Origin of the sequence: Candidatus Desulfosporosinus nitrosoreducens, assembly GCF_030954495.1 — a bacterium.
GTDB lineage: Bacteria > Bacillota > Desulfitobacteriia > Desulfitobacteriales > Desulfitobacteriaceae > Desulfosporosinus > Desulfosporosinus nitrosoreducens.
This window is the reverse complement of the sequence record NZ_JAVHUW010000052.1, coordinates 1-18860: the sequence shown is the minus strand read 5'-3', so window position 1 is coordinate 18860 and position 18860 is coordinate 1. Positions and strand designations below refer to the sequence as shown.

Genomic DNA, 18860 nt, shown 5'->3' with positions numbered 1-18860 from the left:
AATTTTTCCTGACTAAAGAAGACTTGATTCAGGTGGAATTTTAACTCTATCTGAATTTTAGTCGCACTTAGCCAGGGATTTAGCCGCTCTTAACTCAGCGCTTGCCGAAGCGGGAGTCTTAGAGCGGATTAGTCAGCGGATAAAATCATGGCTTACAATAAGCTGTCAGTCTGTTAAGATATAATTAAAAATAAGTCAACTATGCCGGGGGATTTATACCTTGCGACACTTTGGATAATTAATGACGGCGAAGATACGGAGGCTAATGAGATGGGAAAGAGACTCATCATCGCGGAGAAGCCGTCTCAAGCCCGCGAGTATGCCCAAGCTTTAGGCGTTGGAAATAGGGGAGACGGTTACTTGGAAAACGAGCAATATGTCATCACCTGGTGTTTTGGCCATCTTTTAGAACTTGAGCGTCCAGAGGCTTATATGAATTTGGATCAAGTCGGAAAACGTTGGAGTTTAAACAGGCTGCCGGTCCTGCCCCCAACGAATGAATTCCGCAGAACAGTTAAAGCCGGAGCAGCTAAACAGTACCAGGTGGTGCAGCGCTGGCTGAAATCTTCCGAGATTCAGGAAGTTATCTGCGGGACGGATGCCGATCGTGAAGGTCAGTTGCTCTTTCAGGAACTATGGGAAGCATCTCGCTGTCAAAAACCGTTGGCCCGCCTCTGGATTTCTTCACTAACGACGGCTTCTATCCGGGAAGGTATGAAGCAGCTTCGTTCGGCAGGCTCTATGGCAGGTTTAACAGCCGCCGGGAACGGCAGAGCTTATGCCGATTGGGACTTTGGCATGAACCTAACGGAAGGGTTTACCTCTTTGTTTGGCAGTTTTGACACGGCTCGCAAAAAACCCAATGTTATTTCCATTGGACGGGTACAAACACCGACCTTAGCCTTAATTGTCGAGCGGGAATGGGAAATAGAACGTTTTGTGCCTCAGCCATTCTTTGAAGTTCGAGCGGAATTTTCAACTGCTCTCGGAGAGTACCAAGGAAAGTGGTTCGATTTCCAGGACGAAACCAGGCGCTTGACGAAGCTTGAAGAAGCCGAGAAGATTGTCACTAAAACTAAGAATAAAGCCGCGGACATAGCCAAGCTAACTCGTAAAGACGTACAGGAACCGCCCCCTCTTTTGTTTGATTTAACCTCCCTGACAATTGCTGCATCCAAAAAGTATGGTTTTAGCGCGGAAAAAGTTCTGCAAGTAGCCCAATCTCTCTATGAAAAAAAAGGAATAACCTATCCGCGCACAGATTGTGTCTATCTTTCAGAAGATCTGATACCTAAGTTGCCCGCTCATCTAAATGCTCTTCGCCAGGAACCTTATATCGGGTTTGCCGAAGAAGCCGGACGTTATGGGGTGCCTAAAGGAAGCCGCGTGATCAATACTATTTCTGCCCATCACGCCATTATTCCGACAACCGAGAAAATTCCCTTAGCCAGACTCACAATAGATGAACAGAAACTTTATGACCTGATCGCGCGGCGTTTTCTCGCCGTCTGGTTTCCCTCAGCCCGCTACGCTCAGACTGATGTCATCACTGTCGTTGAAGAGGAACATTTCCGCACAAGAGGCAAAGTTTTGTTGAGCTCCGGCTGGAAAGCTGTTTACAGTTTAGAAGAAAAAGAGGATAAAGGTGTAGAGAAGGCGATAAAGAGGAAAACTAAGAGGAAGGATGAGCTTGAGTCAAGAGAGGAAGAAAATGTCGCTCTTCCTCCCTTGAACCCAGGTCAGAAGGTTAGCACGAAGCGGGTATTCATAGAAGAAAAATCAACAAAACCTCCCCAACGATATACCCAAGGCGATTTGCTTAAGGCAATGGAAGGGGCAGGTAAGCAAATTGATGACGAGATTTTGCGGCAGCAGCTAAAAGGAAAAGGTTTGGGGACTGTGGCGACCCGGCCGGCGATTATTGAGAACCTGATTGAGCGAGGGTATATTCTCCAGGATAAGAAGGCCTTGAAACCTGCACTGAAAGGATCGGAACTTATTCGGCTGATTAAAGAGCGTCTTCCCAAAGCCCAGCTCTTAATAAGTGCGGAAATGACCGGACAAATGGAGTTTAATCTTTCCAAAGTCGAAAAAGGCCAACAGACTTTAGAACAATTCATGGCAGAAGTTGAAACCGCTATTCAGCAGATCATCAATGAGCTTCGTTCTTTTGAGCGACAGCATGGCAAGGTCCCCTTAGCCTTAGCTCCCAAGCAGCAGTCAAAGAGGGCGGAAAAAGAGGCTGGCGGACCAAAGACAACCAAAGCTCTTGGAGCCAAAGTCAGCAGAGTGAAGAAAGCTGACGATAATACGGCAATGAAGAGTCCGTCCGAAGCGCTGGGAAAATGTCCGAGGTGCGGGTGTGAGGTCATCGAAGGAGAAAAAGGGTTTGGCTGTTCTAATTGGAGAAATGGCTGTCGCTTTGTGGTCTGGAAGAAACAACTATGCGGCAAGACGATCACTCCCCATCAAATGAAATGTCTGCTGAAAAAAGGAAAAACCCCTTTAATAAAAGGATTTAAATCGAGTACCGGAAAAACCTTTGCCGCACATTTAGTTTGGGAAAATCCCGTGGAAGGCAAATTGAAATTTGAGTTTAAGACTAGCACGCAATAACAGTGAAAGCTTTGTATGTTGCCGCTAATCAATAAAATTAATCAGATAGGACGGAGATCACAATGTCATTATCCTTTGCCCAGCTTGGCCTTGAGGAATCCTTAGTGCTGGCTTTGAGTCAGCAGGGAATTAAGGAGCCGACAATAATCCAGGAACAAACAATACCTTTAATCTTGGAGACTAATGATGTTGTTGGACAATCGGAAACCGGAACCGGCAAAACTTTGGCTTATCTTTTGCCTCTTTTCCAGAAAATCAATCGTGCCAAGAGAGAGAATCAAGCCTTGATTCTAACGCCAACTCATGAATTAGCTTTGCAAATTCACCGTGAAATAGAGACGCTGGCCAAGAATTCCGGCCTGCCGGTCACTTCAGCTGTGATTATTGGCAATGTCAATATCTCAAGGCAAATTGAAAAGCTAAAAGAAAAACAGCATATTATCGTGGGGTCCAGCGGTCGGATTCTCGAATTGATCCGGAAACGAAAAATCTCGGCTCAAACTATTAAAACAATTGTGCTTGATGAGGCGGATCGCTTAGTGGATGAGCAGAATTTGCAGGATGTCCAGTCTGTTGTTAAAACGACATTAAAGCAAACCCAGCTTGTTCTGGTTTCTGCCACGCTTGCCCCTGCTACGCTGCAGCGTGTTGAAGGCTTTTTGAAAAACCCGGCGATTGTTCGGGTTACCCCTAAAGCAATGATTGCGCCAACCATTTCCCATATGTATTTTCTTGCCGAGCAAAGAGATAAAATTGAAGTTTTGAGAAAGCTTATTCGTTCAATCGTTCCTCCCAGAGCCCTGATTTTTATCAATAAAAGTGAGGAAATCGAAAAGACCGTGGAAAAGCTTAGATACCACGGCTTGGAGACGGAAGGGATTTATGGGAGTGTCAGTAAAATGAGCCGCAGAAAGGCAATGGAGGAGTTCAAACACGGCAAAATAAGCTTGCTCGTGGCTTCCGACCTGGCAGCCAGGGGATTAGACATCAAAGGAATTACCCATATTTTTAATCTTGATCTTCCTGAAGACCCGCAGCTTTATCTCCACCGGGTAGGCAGAACCGGCAGAGCAGGGGAACCTGGGGTTGCCATATCCCTCGTAGCGAAGCCCGAGGTGCCCTATATAAAAAAGCTGGAAAACACCTTTGGCATAAGGATTTCACTCAAAGAGATGGCTTATGGGAAAATTTCAGATTCTTCTCCGAAAAAGACACCCTTTATAAAAGCGCCCGGAAGCTTAAGCAATGGAAAGCAGCGCAAATCAAGCACCAAAGGTTAGCTGTAAGTCTGAAGGTTTTCCCTGCTCAAGGTTTTACCCTAACTTTTTAACGGGAAGTTGTAGTATAATTAACTAATTGGAAATTGGACGATTATTTCCGGTTCTGAGAAGTGAGGTTGCTAAAATGACCCTTCACAACATTTTAAGTCATAACTCACAAAATTACGATCCAGAGGTCAAAGTTTTCAGCAGTACGATCCAAATGATGGGTTCTCGTCTCAATGTTTATTGCTATTTTGTAGATGGAATGCTTATTGACACTGGCCCTCAGCGAATGGAAAAAGAAATCTCGGAATTTTGTCTGCTTCACCGTCCGGATAAAATCATACATACACACTATCATGAAGATCATACGGGCAATACGGCATATTTAACAGCTAAATTTCAGATTCCCGCCTATATCCACTCGGAATCACTACATATCTGTCAAGTCAAGGGGGAAATTCCCTTTTACCGCCGGGCATTTTGGGGAAATCGAAAAGAGTTTCCAGCCGAGGCCTTGCCAAATTTCGTCGAGAATGAACATTCCCGCTGGGAAGTCATTCATACTCCCGGGCACACCTCGGATCATGTTGTTTTCTTAGATGAGGATAAAGGTCGCCTCTTTAGCGGTGATCTTTTTCTTCATGACAAAACGAGAATTGTGCGGCGCCATGAGAATATACCTCGCCTGATGGAGTCTTTGGCGCTGCTGTTAAAGAAAAATTTCGATACGGTTTATTGTGCTCATGCCGGGGTCGTTAATCAAGGCTACCGGTTGATCGAGAGAAAACTACACTATCTCGAAGATCTACAGGGTCAGATTTTGACCCTAACGCAAAAAGGGCTTGATGCCAAAGCCATAACAAGAAAGCTTTTCCCGCAAAGACCTATGATTACGTATTTTAGTTTTGGCCAATTTTCCGCCTATCATCTTGTACGTTCCTTTATTGACGATTGATAACTCTGGGATGGAGACAATAAAAACCAGAAATTTAAAGCAAATACAAGCTTTAAGTGCTCTTAAGGAGGCCCAAAATGCTTACATCTCCTTGGGATTTAACCCAGGCTTTAGCAAAAGAAGGGTATTTGATTGCTCAAGACGCTGCAACAACACTTTTTTTAGCCTTAGCTTTAAAAAAACCTTGCCTGATAGAAGGGCCGGCGGGAGTTGGCAAGACGCAACTGGCACTGGCTTTGGCGCGGGCAAAACGACGAAAATTGATACGGCTGCAGTGCTACGAAGGATTAGATATAACGAAAGCACTCTACGATTGGAATTATGCCAAGCAACTTTTGCGTTTACAGCTTTCCAGAACAGAAGATTGGGAGAAAATTAAGTTTGACTTGTTTTCAGAGGAGTTTTTACTTTCCCGCCCTTTGCTGGAATCTATCCGTTCAGAAGAACCTGCTCTGCTCTTAATTGATGAGTTAGATAAAAGTGATGAAGAATTCGAAAGTTTTCTTTTAGAGTTATTGGCCGAACAACAGGTCACTATTCCCGAGATGGGGACGATCGTTGCCAAGACCGATCCGATTGTGATTTTAACAAGCAACAATAGCCGTGACTTTAGCGATGCGCTGAGACGGCGCTGCCTTCATATTTATTTAACATATCCTTCCATAGAACGGGAAATTTCCATCCTTGGCTCTCAGGCACCTGAACTATCCGCTCGTCTGGTGCAAGAAGTCTGTGAGTTTGTGGCCAAAGTGCGGAAGCTGCCCTTGCAAAAGTTACCCAGTGTCTCGGAATCCATTGATTTTGCCCGTTCACTCCACGCACTTCAAAAAGAAAAGATCAATTACAGCGAACTAATGGGGACCCTCAATGTCTTACTGAAGTATCCTAAAGATATTGCCAAATTGGAAGAACGCCTTAAAAAGTGGGATTCTGAGGCATCCAAGCACTGTTAAACGCGGATCGTCGTCAAGTTAGGATGGGCTGCAGAATGAATGGATGGAATTTCCTGAGATTAATAGGTGCTCTGAGGGAAGCTTCCATAGCGGTTTCTTCTCAAGATGTATTCGAGCTTCAGCTTTGTATGGAACGATTTCCTTTTATAGCTGATAAAGAGATTTTCAAAGCCCTGTTAATCCGCAAACCGCAGGATGCTCTTACTTTCGAAACAATTTGGAGAATTATCCTTGATTCCACTCAGGGGGATGCGGACCCAAGGCGGGACAAGAAAGTTCTGCCTCTTGGGGAGGAGAAAGAGAGCGGCCCTAATATCGGCGGCTTAGGAATCGGCCCCGGCTTTGGGGGAGTTAGCCTGACGAATTCAGCCTCCGCTGCGGGGCGCTCTTTGATTATAAATCACCAGAAACTTGCTAAACTAATGGATCAGGGGATTGACTTTGAAGACCTGGTAAACGCGGCTTTAGCCGACATGGATTACTATGCCTGGATTAATTCTTATGATTTAGCCTACCAGCGCGGCAGTCTTACTGAAGAAGAGTGGTATAGTCATCAAAAGAATCGTTTGGCATTGCTGGGCGAGGTCAAACAGAGCGTATTAGAGGCTCAGGTTCGGCAAGAAAACAGCTGGCAGCCTCTTGTCAGGCAGCATTGGCTCTTTAAGCCTTTAAACAACCTTTCCGACCAAGAAAAGAGCCTGGTTAAGTCAAGTATCCGGAAATGGGCCCGCAAGCTGGCCGTCCGGCCCGGACAACGCTGGAAAGCCAGTCACAACAAAGGGATGATTGATATTGCTCGCATAGTTCGGCAAAGTGCGCAGAGGAACGGCGTGGTTTTTGCCCTGAGTTATCGCCGCAAAATTCCCCGTGCTTCTGAATTGGTGGTTTTGTGTGATGTTTCTAATTCTATGGCGGCCTATGTGGAGTTTTTAATAGTTTTGGTTTCCTGTTTGCGAGGACGTTTTCGCAAAGTCAGAGTTTATTTTTTCATCGATACGGTATGGGATGTTTCCGATTTTGTTTGGCATGAAGACCTCGAAGAGATAAAACAAGAGATTAAAAGTTGGGGTCACAGAATCAGTCTGGGCTACTCTGATTATGGAGCGGTTTTTAAGGAACTGGCCGAGAACTATTTAACTGATGTTTCCTCAAGAGCCACAGTTATTTTGTTAGGAGATGGCAAAAATAATTATCGTTCCTCTCAAAAAGAGTTCATTGCTCAAATCTTTGAAAATGTACGGCATATTTTCTGGCTCAACCCCTTAAATATCGAAGAGTGGAATGAGCCGGATAATATTATGAAAGATTACCAACCCTATTATACGAGAGCTTATCGCTGCCGCTCGGCCGACGATTTACAGAACATCGTCAAGGATGTTTTTTAGAGGAGGGTCATTTATAGTCATTCTGCTGATAACCATTGCTTTAATAACTTTCGCTCAGCTCATTATCCTTGGCTCCCTGGTTTTTTTAGGAAATAGAGATCCGAGCAAGACGATCATTTGGTTGCTGATTTTAGGAGTTTTGCCGATTTTAGGAGCTCTGATCTACTTGATCTTGGGCAGAGTAGTTCGGAAACATCAGCTTTCGCGGCATAAACAAGTTCTGCCCAGTTGCGTCGAAGAAATTTTGCAGGAAAGACAAGTAAAGCTAAGTGAAGAAATTGAGGATTATACGGCAACTATTCCAATTAAGAAAAAACTTGCCCGCGTATTGCTCAATGATGCCTCGGCATCTATAACGCTTAATAATCGTTCTGAAGTATTGACAAACGGTGACGACACATTTAAAGCCATTATTGCTGCCTTACAAAGTGCCAGGGATCATATCCACCTCGAATTTTTCATCTTTCATAACGACAGTATCGGGCAGGATATCCTGAACTTGTTAATTCACAAAGCTTCCGAGGGAGTAAAAGTGCGCGTGCTCATCGACGGTTTAGTTAATCGCTCTGTAAGGAAACGGTTTGGAGAGCTAAAAAAAGCCGGAGTCGAGGCCGAAGTGTTTTATCCCGTGCGTTTCCCGTTTTTATCGCGACGCCTTAATTTGCGCAATCACCGCAAGATTATTGTTGTCGACGGGCGCATAGGTTTTCTTGGCGGTCTAAATGTGGGCGACGAATACCTATCGCGCAATCAACGCATCGGTTTTTGGCGTGATACCTTTCTTAAGCTTGAGGGCGATTCGGTGAATTTTCTTCAGGCCGTATTTTTAAATGATTGGAATGGCACTACGCGCCAGGCTGTCTCAGAACCGGAATACTATCCGCAATCCGAGCAATTCTCCATCCAGATGACTCAAATTGCCGCTACCGGTCCGGATTCCGATTGGGGCTCTATGCTGGAAATATTTTTTGTGGCTTTGACAAGCGCCGAAAAAACTATATGCATTGAAACACCATACTTTATACCGGATGAAGGATCAATTATGGCTTTGAAAACCGCGGCTCTCTGCGGTTTAGATGTGAGAATTATACTTCAGGGTGTTCCTGATCATAAAATTACTTATTGGGCGTCTCATTCTTATGTCGAAGAGCTATTGGCCTCAGGTGTGCGAATTTATGAGTATCAGAAAGGAATTTTGCACGCCAAAATCTTAATACTGGATGGAGAAATCGGCGTCGTCGGCTCTACTAATTTCGATATTCGCAGTTTTAGCCTGAATTTTGAGATCAGCGCTTTTATCTATGCTGCTCCTCTGGCTCAGCGCTTGGAGCAGGATTTTCATCGGGATATTGCAGACAGCAAAGAATTAGTTCTGGAAGAATATCAGACCCGTCCTTTGGCAAATCGGCTTAAAGAATCGAGTGCCCGCTTGTTTTCGCCTCTCTTATGAGAGGGAACTTCAGGCCTAAGGGCAGCTAGCGGTTTTTGTTCTCGTAAGCTCGCTATAAGGCCGGGTTTTCTTGATAACTCTGAATGAGATCAGCCCCTCGTACGAAAAGGTATGAGGGGCTGTTTTCTTGGCGCAATCGGAGAAGATGCGGCTGCCGCTGCCTGAGTTCTTAAGCCAAAATTTTAAGTTGTCATGAAGGAGATTGGTTGTTCTGCAGCGAAATAGTAAAGAACTATTCAGACTTGTCCCAAAAGTAGAACTTATTTTAAGATTGGCAGTTATTTTGTCATACTTTGTTTTCCCGGGAACTAATTTCATTAAGAGAGCCGATAATTTAATAGCCTGGAGGAGATGGTTGAGTTTTGGTGTTAGCAGTACAAACAGCAATGGTTGTAGTTAGTCAGGATTGGTGCAAAAAATGCGGCATATGTATCGCTTTTTGCCCCAAAAAAGTACTTGAAGGGGATGAGTTTGGTAAAGTTGTGGTGGCTAAGCCCGATCAGTGTATAGCTTGTAAGATTTGTGAGAGACTTTGCCCTGATTTTGCCATAAATGTCGAGGTGAGAAACGATGAATGAAGCGCGATTAATGCAAGGTAACGAAGCTGTGGCCGAAGGAGCTTTAGCGGCGGGAGTGCTTTTCTATGCGGGCTACCCAATCACTCCTTCTACGGAGATTGCTGAAATCATGGCTGAAAAATTGCCTTTGCGCGGTGGCACCTTTATCCAAATGGAGGATGAAATCGGGAGCATGGCAGCTGTGATCGGAGCCTCTTTGACGGGCCTTAAATCTCTTACCGCAACAAGCGGGCCGGGATTTTCCCTGAAGCAGGAGAATCTGGGGTATGCCATTGCCACGGAAGTACCTTGTGTCCTTGTAAATGTTCAGCGTGGCGGTCCCAGTACAGGTTTGCCGACTTCCCCCGCTCAGGCCGATGTCATGCAAGCCCGTTGGGGTACCCATGGAGACCATCCTATTATTGCTTTAACCCCGTCTTCCGTTCAAGAATGTTATGAATTGACGGTCCAGGCTTTCAATTTTTCAGAGGAGTTCCGCATTCCGGTGATCCTTTTGATGGATGAAGTTGTTGGCCATTTAAGGGAGAAAATTATCCTGCCTGAAGCAACAACCGTCGTTGAACGCAAAAAGCCGGCGGTTCCTCCGGGTGATTATATCGCTTATGAAAATAACGAGAGCATGATTCCGGCTATGGCCAATTTCGGGGAGGGTTATCGCTATCACGTCACAGGCCTGACTCACAATGAAAAGGGTTTGCCGACAGGTAGTCCGCCGGTCGTGAAAAAATTTATGCAAAGATTGACGCAAAAACTCAATCCCTATTTAGAGCGTATCCAGATCTTCGAAGAAGTTGGGATGGCGGATGCGGAATTAGTTGTTATCGCCTACGGAGGTTCCGCCCGTTCGGCGATGGAAGCGGTTTATTCAGCCCGCAAGCAAGGCCTGAAGGTAGGGCTTTTTCGACCGATTACAATTTGGCCCTTTCCCCGGCAGCAGCTGGAAAGACTGTCTCAACGCCAATATTTGGTTGTAGAAATGAACAGCGGACAACTGGTCGGAGAAGTTGAAAAGCTCTTTGGTTACCAAATGGTTCATCGCTTTAACCGGATGGACGGTGAGTTAATCACTCCTGAGGAAATTTTAGCCAGAATTCGGGAGGTAATAGAGTATGTTCAGTGACATTGCCCAATACTTTCGCATTGAAACATTACCCCATATTTGGTGCCCCGGCTGTGGAATCGGCACAATTACCGCCGCTATTATGCGCGCTATCAAAACTCTGCAGCTTGACCAAAATAAAGTGATTTTTGTCTCGGGAATTGGCTGTTCTTCCAGAATGCCCGGTTATTTGGACTTCAACACTATTCATACGACCCATGGGAGAGCTTTGCCCTTTGCTACCGGAATTAAGGCTGCCCGCCCTGAGTTAGATGTCTTTGTGGTCATGGGAGACGGAGATTCCTCAGCCATTGGCGGCAATCATTTAATTCATGCTGCCAGGCGCAATATTGATCTGACAGCCATAGTAATAAATAACAGTATTTATGGCATGACGGGTGGACAGACTTCCCCTTTAACTCCTCATGATAAACGGGGAACAACCTCCCCTTTTGGCAATCTGGAAAGACCTTTTCAAATATTGGAGCTCTGTAAAGCCGCAGGGGCAACCTACGGAGGGAGAGCGACCGCTTATCACAATCAACTTCTGACCAAAGTCATTATTGACGCTTATAATAACCCGGGATTTTCCATAGTTGAGGCAATATCACAGTGTCCAGTCTCTTATGGGCGGAGAAACCGCTTTAAAACTCCCGCTGACATGCTGCTCTGGCAGAAAGAACATGCCGTAAAAGCCGGACAAAAAATTGTGAGCGATGAAGATTTCCAAATTGGTGAGATTTTCAGGTACCAGAGACCGGAATATACTCATGAGTATGAGAAATTAAGACAAAGAATACAGGAGGGGAGCATTAATGTCTAAACAGCAATTCCTTTTAACAGGTACCGGCGGTCAGGGGCTGATTCTAGCCGCTATTATTTTAGCTGAGGCCGGAATTAAGGCAGACAGGAATGTCGCCCAAAGCCAGAGCTATGGACCGGAGGCAAGGGGAGGCGCCTGCCGGGCTGAGGTGATCATTGGCAATGAGGTCATTTATTATCCCAAAGTGGAAAAGCCGGATTTTGTTTTAACCCTCAGTCAGGAAGCCTATAAAAAGTACGGTTTAAATTTGGATGAAGATGCCGTACTGGTCGTGGATGATTCTTATGTTCCGGAAGTCAAACCGCGCCCGAGAAATCTCTACTCACTTCCGATAACGAAAACCGCCCGGACAGAGTTTGCTTCCGAACAAAGTGCCAATATCGTCGCTCTGGGAGTTGTAGCCGCTTTAAGCCGGGTAGTTCCCTTGGAAAAGGTTCAGGAGGCTGTTCGTCAGCGGGCCCCGAAAGGGACGGTTGACAGAAACTTAAAAGCCTTGGAACTTGGCTGGAATCTTGGCCTGGAAGAGGAGGCAACCACTATCCCCAAAAAAGGTCTCATTGAAGGTGATCAGCAGTGCCGGATTTAATTCACAGGGAATGGTCCCAAGCTGATCTGTCTGAATTAGGGGATGAGCTTGCCGTTGTTTTGCTGGAAGAATGGGGCGGGCCAAGAAGCCCTATGGCCTTAAAGTATATTAATGAGACAATAATTCCCGATCTTGTTTATTGTTTTTGCCATAACGCCGATTTATTGACAAACGTTACGTTTAGTGAAATTCTTCAGTGGAAGCTGAAGAATCAGTTTGCCAATCCTTCCGCCGTAGTCGCGGATTTGGCAAAGGATTTGTTGGCCCCTGCCCAAAAAATAATCAAGCGCCCACAGCTGGTTGATCCTAAGGAGCCTTGGCGACGGATCTTCCGCCTCTGGATTTGTGATGAATCCCTGCCAAGTATCGCTGAAAGAATGGGATATCCCTTAGATTATTTGGATCTGCTCATTCTTAGATTTAAAAAGGTCAAAGGGTTTGCCCTGAATCACCGGATCAGCCTTTTAGAATGCCTGCAGAATTTTGAGCTGAGAGATTTTGGCCAGGAACAATTGAGTTTTCTCTACCAGTTTCATACTTCACTGACCGGTGAGCCTCTATTTAAAGAACGTTTAATTCTGGAGCAAGTGATTATTGATTTAGGGTTGCCTTTACAAGTGCCGGATTTAGTAGCTCTGTTGGAGATTATTCATACCCATGAAGGGCACTTGGATGAAGATGACTTAATTTCATCTTTAGGTGAGGTTTCAGGGATTCTCGGCTCTGTTCTTGGTTCTTCCACAGGGCAGCGCGTTAATCTGTTTTCTTGCGTTATCGACGGCTTAACAACGATGCACTATATTCAAAAAAATAAGGCAGGAAAATTAACGCTCAGTGAAAAGAGCGCGCAAACCATTGCCAACTTTCTCCTGCCTAAATTAGGGGACCAATTAAAAAGTGCCTTAATTGTTCAGGATTTTGAACGGGCCAGGGGAATCCTGCTAAGTCAAAATGAGGAGGTTTTGATTAAATTATTAGCCTGGACTTTAGATGAGTTAAAAGAGGAACAGGCTTTGGAGCTACATAAAAGTATATTGAAAAAAGTCAGCCGCCGGGTGGATATTTATCTAATTAAGGGGTTAGCCAGCATTCCCGAGGCTCATGAACTCCTTCTAAAATGCTTGAGCGACAATGACAGCTTAATTCGCGCCAACGCTTGCCAGGCGTTAGGGCAGCTTAAAAACAAAGCCGCGACGTTTTCTCTCATTCAACTGCTTAAAGACCCGGTAGTTAGCGTGAAAGAAATGGCGGCTCAGGCCCTTGGAGACATTGGAGCCTCAGCGGCTGTTAAAGAATTGGGCAGAGTTGCCGAAGATTATGGCGAATCTGTCAACGTTCGGGAACGTGCTCGCACAGCTTTACGAAAGATTGAGAGTGCGAATTTCAAAGGCCAGTAAGGCAGCCCCAAGTGCTGCAGTGATGCTTGGTTCTTTAAACACTAAGAGGGGAAAGCCCAGCTGTTTGGCTAAAGAATTCACAACGCCGTGATTATGGGCTACCCCGCCTGTAAAGACAATATCCGGTTCCAGGCCTATACGACTGGTCAGAGAAGCTACTCTGCTGGCGACGGAGTCACAAACTCCTGCCAAAATATCCGCTTTTGGGGTTCCCGACGATACTTGGGAGATGACTTCAGACTCGGCAAATACAGTACAAAAGGAGGAGATTTTTGTCGGGTTCTTGGCGGGCGCGACAAAAGCCTCCATTTCCGACAAGTCAACCTCCAGGGCAGAGGCCATAACTTCGAGAAAGCGGCCTGTTCCCGCAGCGCATTTGTCATTCATGGCAAAGTCACCGACTTTGCCATTTGGCAATAATTTAATAACTTTACTATCTTGACCGCCAATATCTATGATCGTTCGAGCAGAAGGGAAAAGATGGCTGATTCCTTTGGCCTGGCAGGTAATTTCCGAAACCTCCCGGTCAGAAGGAAAGGTGACCCGACCATACCCGGTGGCTACCGTGACGCTGATTTCCGAGGCGGATAAGCCTGTCTGCGCAAGAAGTTGCTCAATTAAACGGTTAGCTACATCCCGGCCGTTGTAGCCCGCTCGCGCCACACTTTGTCCTAAAATTTCCTTGGCTCGGTTTAACAAGACAATTTTAACGGTAAGAGAACCAATATCGACACCTAAATAATAGTTTTCCATTCCTTTCCTCCTCGTCACATCTCTATTAATCGAAGGTTTCTAAAAAAGCCTGAACCCGGTTGCGAACAGGTTCAGCGGCATAGGCTCTGGGATCGGCCATGTCCGCTTCAATCATTAAGCCCGGCACACCGGTTTCACGCATAACCTTCCGGCGAATGACTTCTTGAACTAAAGAATAAGGCTTACAAGAGCGATTGGAATGCATGACAAAGCCGTTGGCTTTATATTCTTTGATCAGATTAATTAACTGATTTGCCCGAAAATCGGGGGAACGGTTGAGGAAAACTTCGGTATAGGTAGCCGCTAAGCTTTCCATAGGGGTGCCGGGGGCATGCTCAACGGCCCAACCGCCGCTATAAGTGTCGGTTACAAAACAAGCCCCTCGCTCCGCAAACAGTTTATTAAAGCCAAAAACCTGAGGCCAGATGGCGATATTGTCCCAGACTAAACGGATACGTTCATTTTCGATAGCGCCCTCCGCTTGAGCGACACGATTTTGGACTTCTTCCTTAAGCTGACGGTAATAATCGATTCCGCTTTGTGTTCCGCGCAGGACAACAATAGGCGCCATATGAATGAAAAGATCAGGAGCATTGAGCGGGGAAGGAATAGCCTGGCAGAATTGCCTGGTTTCTTTCCAAAGCGAGGTAATCTCACTGCTAAGACGCATTTGCCGGGCTAAGCTCTTTTCTTTGAATTTTCGACCTGTGATTTTCTCGAGCTCTGAGACCATTCCGTATAATTGGCTGAGAACATAGTCTTTAGCCTGAGGTGTTAATTCTCCGGTGAGAAACGGAGTGTCTAAAACCAGGAGAGGGACAGCGAAATGGCGGGCTAAAACTTCGTACCATTTGAGCACGGTACCGCAGATGTTGTTGCAGGCAACGAGAAGATCCGGCTTAGGCATGCCTCCATAGGGAGCAAGGTCCGGGCGCAGGACTCCTCCAATATTTGAACGAGCGTAGGAGCAAAGATCTAAGGAATATCCTTCCGTTTCAGCAGCTTCACACAAGGCCACCGTAGCTTTGCGCGTGCTGTAGATGGCGGCATATTGTTCGGGGTAGGCAGGATGAATTTTAAAAGCTCTTAGGAGTTCCACAGGTGCACCGCTTGTTACCCAGGCCAAAGGACGGTTTAAGCCCCTGCCCCAGTAGTGATGGTAATTTGTCAGCGCATAATAGCGGCCCATAGTTTTTTTGAGCGCAGCGCTGCTGGCCAGAGGCCGGTAACTTCGGCGCTTGGATCGGCGTTCAGGATTTGCAGCGAGTCTGCTGGCGCAATTCCCCATATTTTCCATGGCTTGTGTTCTCCTTTACAATCAAAATCTTAGGTCAGGTTTTCCAGAAAGGCCTGGAGCCTGGTTCTTTCTTGTCCGCCAACATCTGTCCCTTCGAGTTCTAAAATTAAAGTGCGCAGGCCGCTGTTTTGGAGCTGTCGTGCAAGCGATAGGGAATCCCAAGCGTGGGGTTCACAGAATTTGCGGATAACGAGGATGGCAGCCCGGGCTTTGCGCTGCTGAGCCAGAGCTTCCAGGTAATTGTGCCGTTCATTTAAACCGCGGTGTTTACAAGGACAAGGGGGCATTTCAGTGTAACGCTGTACAATATCTTGCAGTGGATTATCCCTTCCTGAAACCCTTGGGCCGGAATAGTGACGATATCCCGTGCAAGTATCATCAGCCACAACTCTGCCGCCTAGGTCTTCGATCATGGCCAAGAGATGATCGTTTTCCAAGACTGCTCCGCTGATCAGGATGCCTGTCCTTTGCTCCTGCGGCATCGCCATAGCCTGGATTGTCGGATAACATGCTTCCAGAGCTTTTATATATTCAGAACGCGGCATAAGCTGTCCGGCTCTGAGGAGAGCGGAAACCAAAGGAGAGGGGAGCTGAGGGCGCAGGGCATCAAGCTGGGAGACTAATTCACGCGCTCGGTTGCACAAACCGATACTAGCGCGTATTTTTGCTGCGCTTATCTCAGTATGAGTTAGCACCCCTAGTTGGACGACAAGAGACTCAAGTTCAGAGAGATAATAGCGTGAGGCGCCTTGAGCTTTCAACATGACGGGGGGAACAAGGTCGACTGTTTTAGTGTGGCCCGCTGCGGCCCAAATTCCGCTGAGACATTGCATTGTGTCACATGTATGCGTGAAACCAACTCCTATGAGATCCTGCCACTGACCGCTTATTTCCCTGGCGAGTGTTCCTCTGGCTAAAGAACAACAATAGCTCGGAAGTTCAGCCGGAGTCGAGTTTCCGCTGTCGGGCAGCAGGCGAAGCGGCTCCAGATCTGCCGCCAAAAGAAGTTCCTCCGGAAAATAGGAACAAAAATAGCCGAAAAATTTTTGTTCAGGGTAGCGGTTTTGGCGAGCGGCTCCTTTAAGCTCCGCTTCTTCCTGAAGAAGTTTAAGGGCTTTGGCTGCACTTTCTTGTCTATCATCGTCAGACATTTAAAGAGCTCCTTTTCTTAAAGATTTAGAGATTGACCTGAGGAGGATTCTGCTCTATCCCGCAAATTTCAATCCTTGAGATTGCTAAGACATAGGATATTGGGAGCAGGAGGGGAAAGTTTCTTCTTAATCAGAGAATGAACATTCCTTCAAAATGCTAAGCACGATTTTCCAAGGTAACTCTATCTTTTATTATAATAAAAATTTAACTAAAGAAACAGATAGTATTAGAAATATTCTGTAAATAAAACCATAACAAACAAATTCAAATACTTCATAGTCTTGCCGCGCAAAATGTATCCTTATTGAAAGAAGGAAATTCTTGTCCCTTGAAGAATATTGAATACTATAGACGGTTAAGCTTAAATTAAAAGGAGGCAGAAAAAATGACCAATTTGAGAGAACTCTATGTATGTAGTGTCTGTGGCAATGTCGTTGAGGTAGTTAACCCAGGGGCGCCGGCTCTAGTTTGCTGCAACAAAGCCATGAATAAACTGGAAGCCGGTGTTGTCGACGCCAGTTTAGAAAAACATGTGCCTGTGTGTGAAGCGGCGGACAATGGAATTAAAGTTAAAGTTGGCAGTGCTGCCCATCCTATGGAGGAAAAACATTTTATTCGCTTTATTGAAGTTTTAACCAAGGATCAAGTCCTCAGAGCTGAATTGTCGCCCGGACAAGCCCCGGAAGCTTTCTTCCTGGTCAAAGCTGACGATGTGGTAGAAGTTAGAGAATATTGCACAATTCATGGTCTCTGGAAAGCGGGTAAATAAACCGAACGTCTTGTCATGACAAGCAGTGCAACCCGGTTTAGGGCTAATGAAAGGGGATTTAGTAGTTGCTGGTTATTGGTAAAAATTCAAAAGTTGGTTTTGTAGGCACCGGGGTTATGGGAAAAAGCATGGCCTCTCATATCCTAAAGGCCGGCTATCAAGTGAATATCTACACCCGTACTAAAGATAAAGCAGATTCGCTTCTTAAAGCGGGAGCTGTTTGGCAAGACAATGTTGCTGATTTGGCAAAGAACAGTGACGTTATTATTTCTATGGTCGGCTACCCTAAAGATGTGGAAGAAATCTATCTCGGAGAAAAAGGCATTATTAAACACGCCAAAAGCGGCAGCTATCTGGTAGATATGACGACTTCTTCACCATCTTTGGCGCAAAGAATCTATCAAGAAGCTCGAGCCAAGACTATGTATGCCATTGATGCTCCTGTTTCCGGCGGAGATGTGGGAGCGAAAGAGGCCCGCCTGGCGATTATGGTAGGCGGAGACGAGGAAGTCTTTAACGCTTTAGTTCCTATCTTGAGTTTCTTAGGGAAAAACATTATTTATCAAGGGAGCGCCGGGGCAGGTCAGCATACAAAAATGTGCAATCAAATTGCCATAGCTTCCAATATGATAGGGGTATGTGAAGCGGTTGCTTATGCCCAAAAATCAGGTTTAAATCCTGAAACGGTTCTTAAAAGTATAGAATCGGGCGCCGCCGGAAGCTGGTCCTTAAGTAATTTGGCCCCGCGTATGCTGGCTAACGATTTTGCGCCGGGCTTTTATGTAAAGCACTTTATTAAAGATATGACCATTGCTCTGGATTCCGCCCAAGAAATGGGCTTGCTGACTCCGGGTCTTGAACTCGCCAAATCACTTTATGACAAACTGGCTGCTGCGGGAGAAGAAAATAGCGGTACCCAGAGTCTTTATAAGCTTTATAGTTCCCTTTAAGAGAACCACGGGGCTAACCGATTGAGTTACCCCGTGGTTTTTTTTAATGTGTTTTTAATGCATAACGAGGGTTTTGTTAATTCTACGATTCGTTATTATTATGGTCATTTTTGTCCTATTCTCTGAATACGCGAAATATCTCAAGAAGCTGGGGTGATAGGCGTGGGAAAATCCTAGCGCACAATCATAAACTTCTCGTATTCGATTTATATCGACATGTAAATTAACACACCTATTTTAGCAAGAGAACTGCTATTTGAATTTTCAATAGAATTATCTATAAAATTAATTCACTATATAATATATTAATTATAGTAATATTGACTTATGGAGGCCTCAGTGCTAATCTTAATTATGAAAACGAACTGTCTGAGCGTTGAAATGACTGAGTTTATCACGTTTAAGGGCACTTCAAAAGAGTCTTTTGGTGTTACTTATTTTTTTTACTTCTATATGTGAAAGTATTCATATTCCCCATTATATTGTAGTTTCTTGCGGTTTCTTGCGATTAATTTCGAGTTTTAAAAGTTCACAATACTCTTAAATTTACAATAATACAGCGGTACTATGTATATTAGCCATTAAAAGCAAATATCCTCCATAAATCACGCTGGGGGAGTGCTATAAGGTTGGTTCAGGGCAACTTGACCAGCCGGCTCGACGTTCGTCGAGAGTTTATTGGCATATAAGGGAGGTAAAAGGATGGCTTATAAGAGTATTCTGGTGGTTGGAGGGGGAATCAGCGGACTTACCGCCGCGGTGGAAGCTTCCGAAGCGGGAAGCGAGGTCTATCTGGTCGAAGAGAAAGCCTATCTTGGCGGACGAGTAGCCC

17 protein-coding genes are annotated in these 18860 nt (G+C 45.5%); 14 read left to right on the top strand and 3 right to left on the bottom strand.

Features of this window, described 5'->3' with window-relative positions:
• The first annotated feature begins 270 nt into the window (after positions 1-270).
• From REC12_RS12895 to REC12_RS12845, 11 genes are all read left to right on the top strand, one after another.
• Positions 271-2616 (top strand): type IA DNA topoisomerase, encoded by a 2346-nt coding sequence (locus REC12_RS12895; RefSeq protein ID WP_308895054.1) that lies wholly within the window; start codon positions 271-273, stop codon positions 2614-2616.
• A gap of 62 nt (positions 2617-2678) precedes the next feature.
• On the top strand, positions 2679-3896 hold the full coding sequence (locus REC12_RS12890) for a DEAD/DEAH box helicase (RefSeq protein WP_308895052.1): 1218 nt from the start codon (positions 2679-2681) through the stop codon (positions 3894-3896).
• Between the two features lie 124 nt (positions 3897-4020).
• A complete protein-coding gene (locus tag REC12_RS12885; protein ID WP_308895047.1) occupies positions 4021-4836 on the top strand; it encodes an MBL fold metallo-hydrolase in 816 nt (271 codons plus the stop codon).
• Positions 4837-4913: 77 nt separating this feature from the next.
• The gene (locus REC12_RS12880) at positions 4914-5789 is read left to right on the top strand and encodes an AAA family ATPase (protein WP_308895045.1); all 876 of its coding nucleotides are present in this window, start codon (positions 4914-4916) and stop codon (positions 5787-5789) included.
• 35 nt (positions 5790-5824) lie between these two features.
• Positions 5825-7174: a VWA domain-containing protein gene (locus REC12_RS12875; RefSeq protein ID WP_308895043.1), complete on the top strand. Its 1350-nt coding sequence runs from the start codon at positions 5825-5827 to the stop codon at positions 7172-7174.
• The gene (cls, locus tag REC12_RS12870; protein WP_308895042.1) at positions 7164-8624 is read left to right on the top strand and encodes a cardiolipin synthase; all 1461 of its coding nucleotides are present in this window, start codon (positions 7164-7166) and stop codon (positions 8622-8624) included. The genes REC12_RS12875 and cls overlap by 11 nt, the downstream gene beginning before the upstream one ends.
• A 386-nt stretch (positions 8625-9010) precedes the next feature.
• Positions 9011-9202, top strand: coding sequence for a 4Fe-4S dicluster domain-containing protein (locus REC12_RS12865; protein ID WP_374214207.1), 192 nt, complete (start codon positions 9011-9013; stop codon positions 9200-9202).
• On the top strand, positions 9195-10322 hold the full coding sequence (locus REC12_RS12860; protein ID WP_308895039.1) for a 2-oxoacid:acceptor oxidoreductase subunit alpha: 1128 nt from the start codon (positions 9195-9197) through the stop codon (positions 10320-10322). The genes REC12_RS12865 and REC12_RS12860 overlap by 8 nt, the downstream gene beginning before the upstream one ends.
• Positions 10312-11124, top strand: coding sequence for a 2-oxoacid:ferredoxin oxidoreductase subunit beta (locus REC12_RS12855; protein WP_308895037.1), 813 nt, complete (start codon positions 10312-10314; stop codon positions 11122-11124). The genes REC12_RS12860 and REC12_RS12855 overlap by 11 nt, the downstream gene beginning before the upstream one ends.
• Positions 11117-11710 carry a 2-oxoacid:acceptor oxidoreductase family protein gene (locus tag REC12_RS12850; RefSeq protein ID WP_308895035.1) on the top strand — a complete coding sequence of 198 codons (594 nt, stop codon included), beginning with the start codon at positions 11117-11119 and terminating at the stop codon, positions 11708-11710. Before REC12_RS12855 ends, REC12_RS12850 begins: the two co-directional genes overlap by 8 nt.
• Positions 11698-13107 (top strand): HEAT repeat domain-containing protein, encoded by a 1410-nt coding sequence (locus REC12_RS12845; RefSeq protein WP_308895032.1) that lies wholly within the window; start codon positions 11698-11700, stop codon positions 13105-13107. The genes REC12_RS12850 and REC12_RS12845 overlap by 13 nt, the downstream gene beginning before the upstream one ends.
• On the opposite strand, the gene REC12_RS12840 is transcribed toward REC12_RS12845, so the two are convergent.
• From REC12_RS12840 to REC12_RS12830, 3 genes are read right to left on the bottom strand one after another with little or no spacing between them, the layout of a single operon-like run.
• Positions 13069-13860, bottom strand: a complete 792-nt coding sequence (locus REC12_RS12840) for an acyl-CoA dehydratase activase (RefSeq protein ID WP_308895030.1) — start codon at positions 13858-13860, stop codon at positions 13069-13071. The genes REC12_RS12845 and REC12_RS12840 overlap by 39 nt on opposite strands.
• 25 nt (positions 13861-13885) lie before the next feature.
• A complete protein-coding gene (locus REC12_RS12835; protein ID WP_374214206.1) occupies positions 13886-15148 on the bottom strand; it encodes a 2-hydroxyacyl-CoA dehydratase subunit D in 1263 nt (420 codons plus the stop codon).
• Positions 15149-15186: 38 nt separating this feature from the next.
• Entirely contained in the window at positions 15187-16308 is a 1122-nt protein-coding gene (locus tag REC12_RS12830; protein ID WP_308895026.1) for a 2-hydroxyacyl-CoA dehydratase subunit D, read from the bottom strand.
• Between the two features lie 386 nt (positions 16309-16694).
• Between REC12_RS12830 and REC12_RS12825 the strand changes: the two genes are divergently transcribed.
• The 3 genes from REC12_RS12825 to REC12_RS12815 form a co-directional block, all read left to right on the top strand.
• Positions 16695-17078, top strand: a complete 384-nt coding sequence (locus REC12_RS12825; protein WP_308895023.1) for a desulfoferrodoxin — start codon at positions 16695-16697, stop codon at positions 17076-17078.
• Between the two features lie 65 nt (positions 17079-17143).
• A complete protein-coding gene (locus tag REC12_RS12820) occupies positions 17144-18028 on the top strand; it encodes an NAD(P)-dependent oxidoreductase (RefSeq protein WP_308895021.1) in 885 nt (294 codons plus the stop codon).
• 702 nt (positions 18029-18730) lie between these two features.
• The coding region (locus tag REC12_RS12815; RefSeq protein ID WP_308895112.1) for an FAD-dependent oxidoreductase at positions 18731-18860 on the top strand (130 nt) is incomplete at its 3' end.

Coding starts and splice junctions, on each gene's coding strand:
- REC12_RS12895 (WP_308895054.1), top strand. CDS start 271: ATGGGAAAGAGACTCATCATCGCGGAGAAGCCGTCTCAAGCCCGCGAG.
- REC12_RS12890 (WP_308895052.1), top strand. CDS start 2,679: ATGTCATTATCCTTTGCCCAGCTTGGCCTTGAGGAATCCTTAGTGCTG.
- REC12_RS12885 (WP_308895047.1), top strand. CDS start 4,021: ATGACCCTTCACAACATTTTAAGTCATAACTCACAAAATTACGATCCA.
- REC12_RS12880 (WP_308895045.1), top strand. CDS start 4,914: ATGCTTACATCTCCTTGGGATTTAACCCAGGCTTTAGCAAAAGAAGGG.
- REC12_RS12875 (WP_308895043.1), top strand. CDS start 5,825: ATGAATGGATGGAATTTCCTGAGATTAATAGGTGCTCTGAGGGAAGCT.
- cls (WP_308895042.1), top strand. CDS start 7,164: ATGTTTTTTAGAGGAGGGTCATTTATAGTCATTCTGCTGATAACCATT.
- REC12_RS12865 (WP_374214207.1), top strand. CDS start 9,011: ATGGTTGTAGTTAGTCAGGATTGGTGCAAAAAATGCGGCATATGTATC.
- REC12_RS12860 (WP_308895039.1), top strand. CDS start 9,195: ATGAATGAAGCGCGATTAATGCAAGGTAACGAAGCTGTGGCCGAAGGA.
- REC12_RS12855 (WP_308895037.1), top strand. CDS start 10,312: ATGTTCAGTGACATTGCCCAATACTTTCGCATTGAAACATTACCCCAT.
- REC12_RS12850 (WP_308895035.1), top strand. CDS start 11,117: ATGTCTAAACAGCAATTCCTTTTAACAGGTACCGGCGGTCAGGGGCTG.
- REC12_RS12840 (WP_308895030.1), bottom strand. CDS start 13,860: ATGGAAAACTATTATTTAGGTGTCGATATTGGTTCTCTTACCGTTAAA.
- REC12_RS12835 (WP_374214206.1), bottom strand. CDS start 15,148: ATGGGGAATTGCGCCAGCAGACTCGCTGCAAATCCTGAACGCCGATCC.
- REC12_RS12830 (WP_308895026.1), bottom strand. CDS start 16,308: ATGTCTGACGATGATAGACAAGAAAGTGCAGCCAAAGCCCTTAAACTT.
- REC12_RS12825 (WP_308895023.1), top strand. CDS start 16,695: ATGACCAATTTGAGAGAACTCTATGTATGTAGTGTCTGTGGCAATGTC.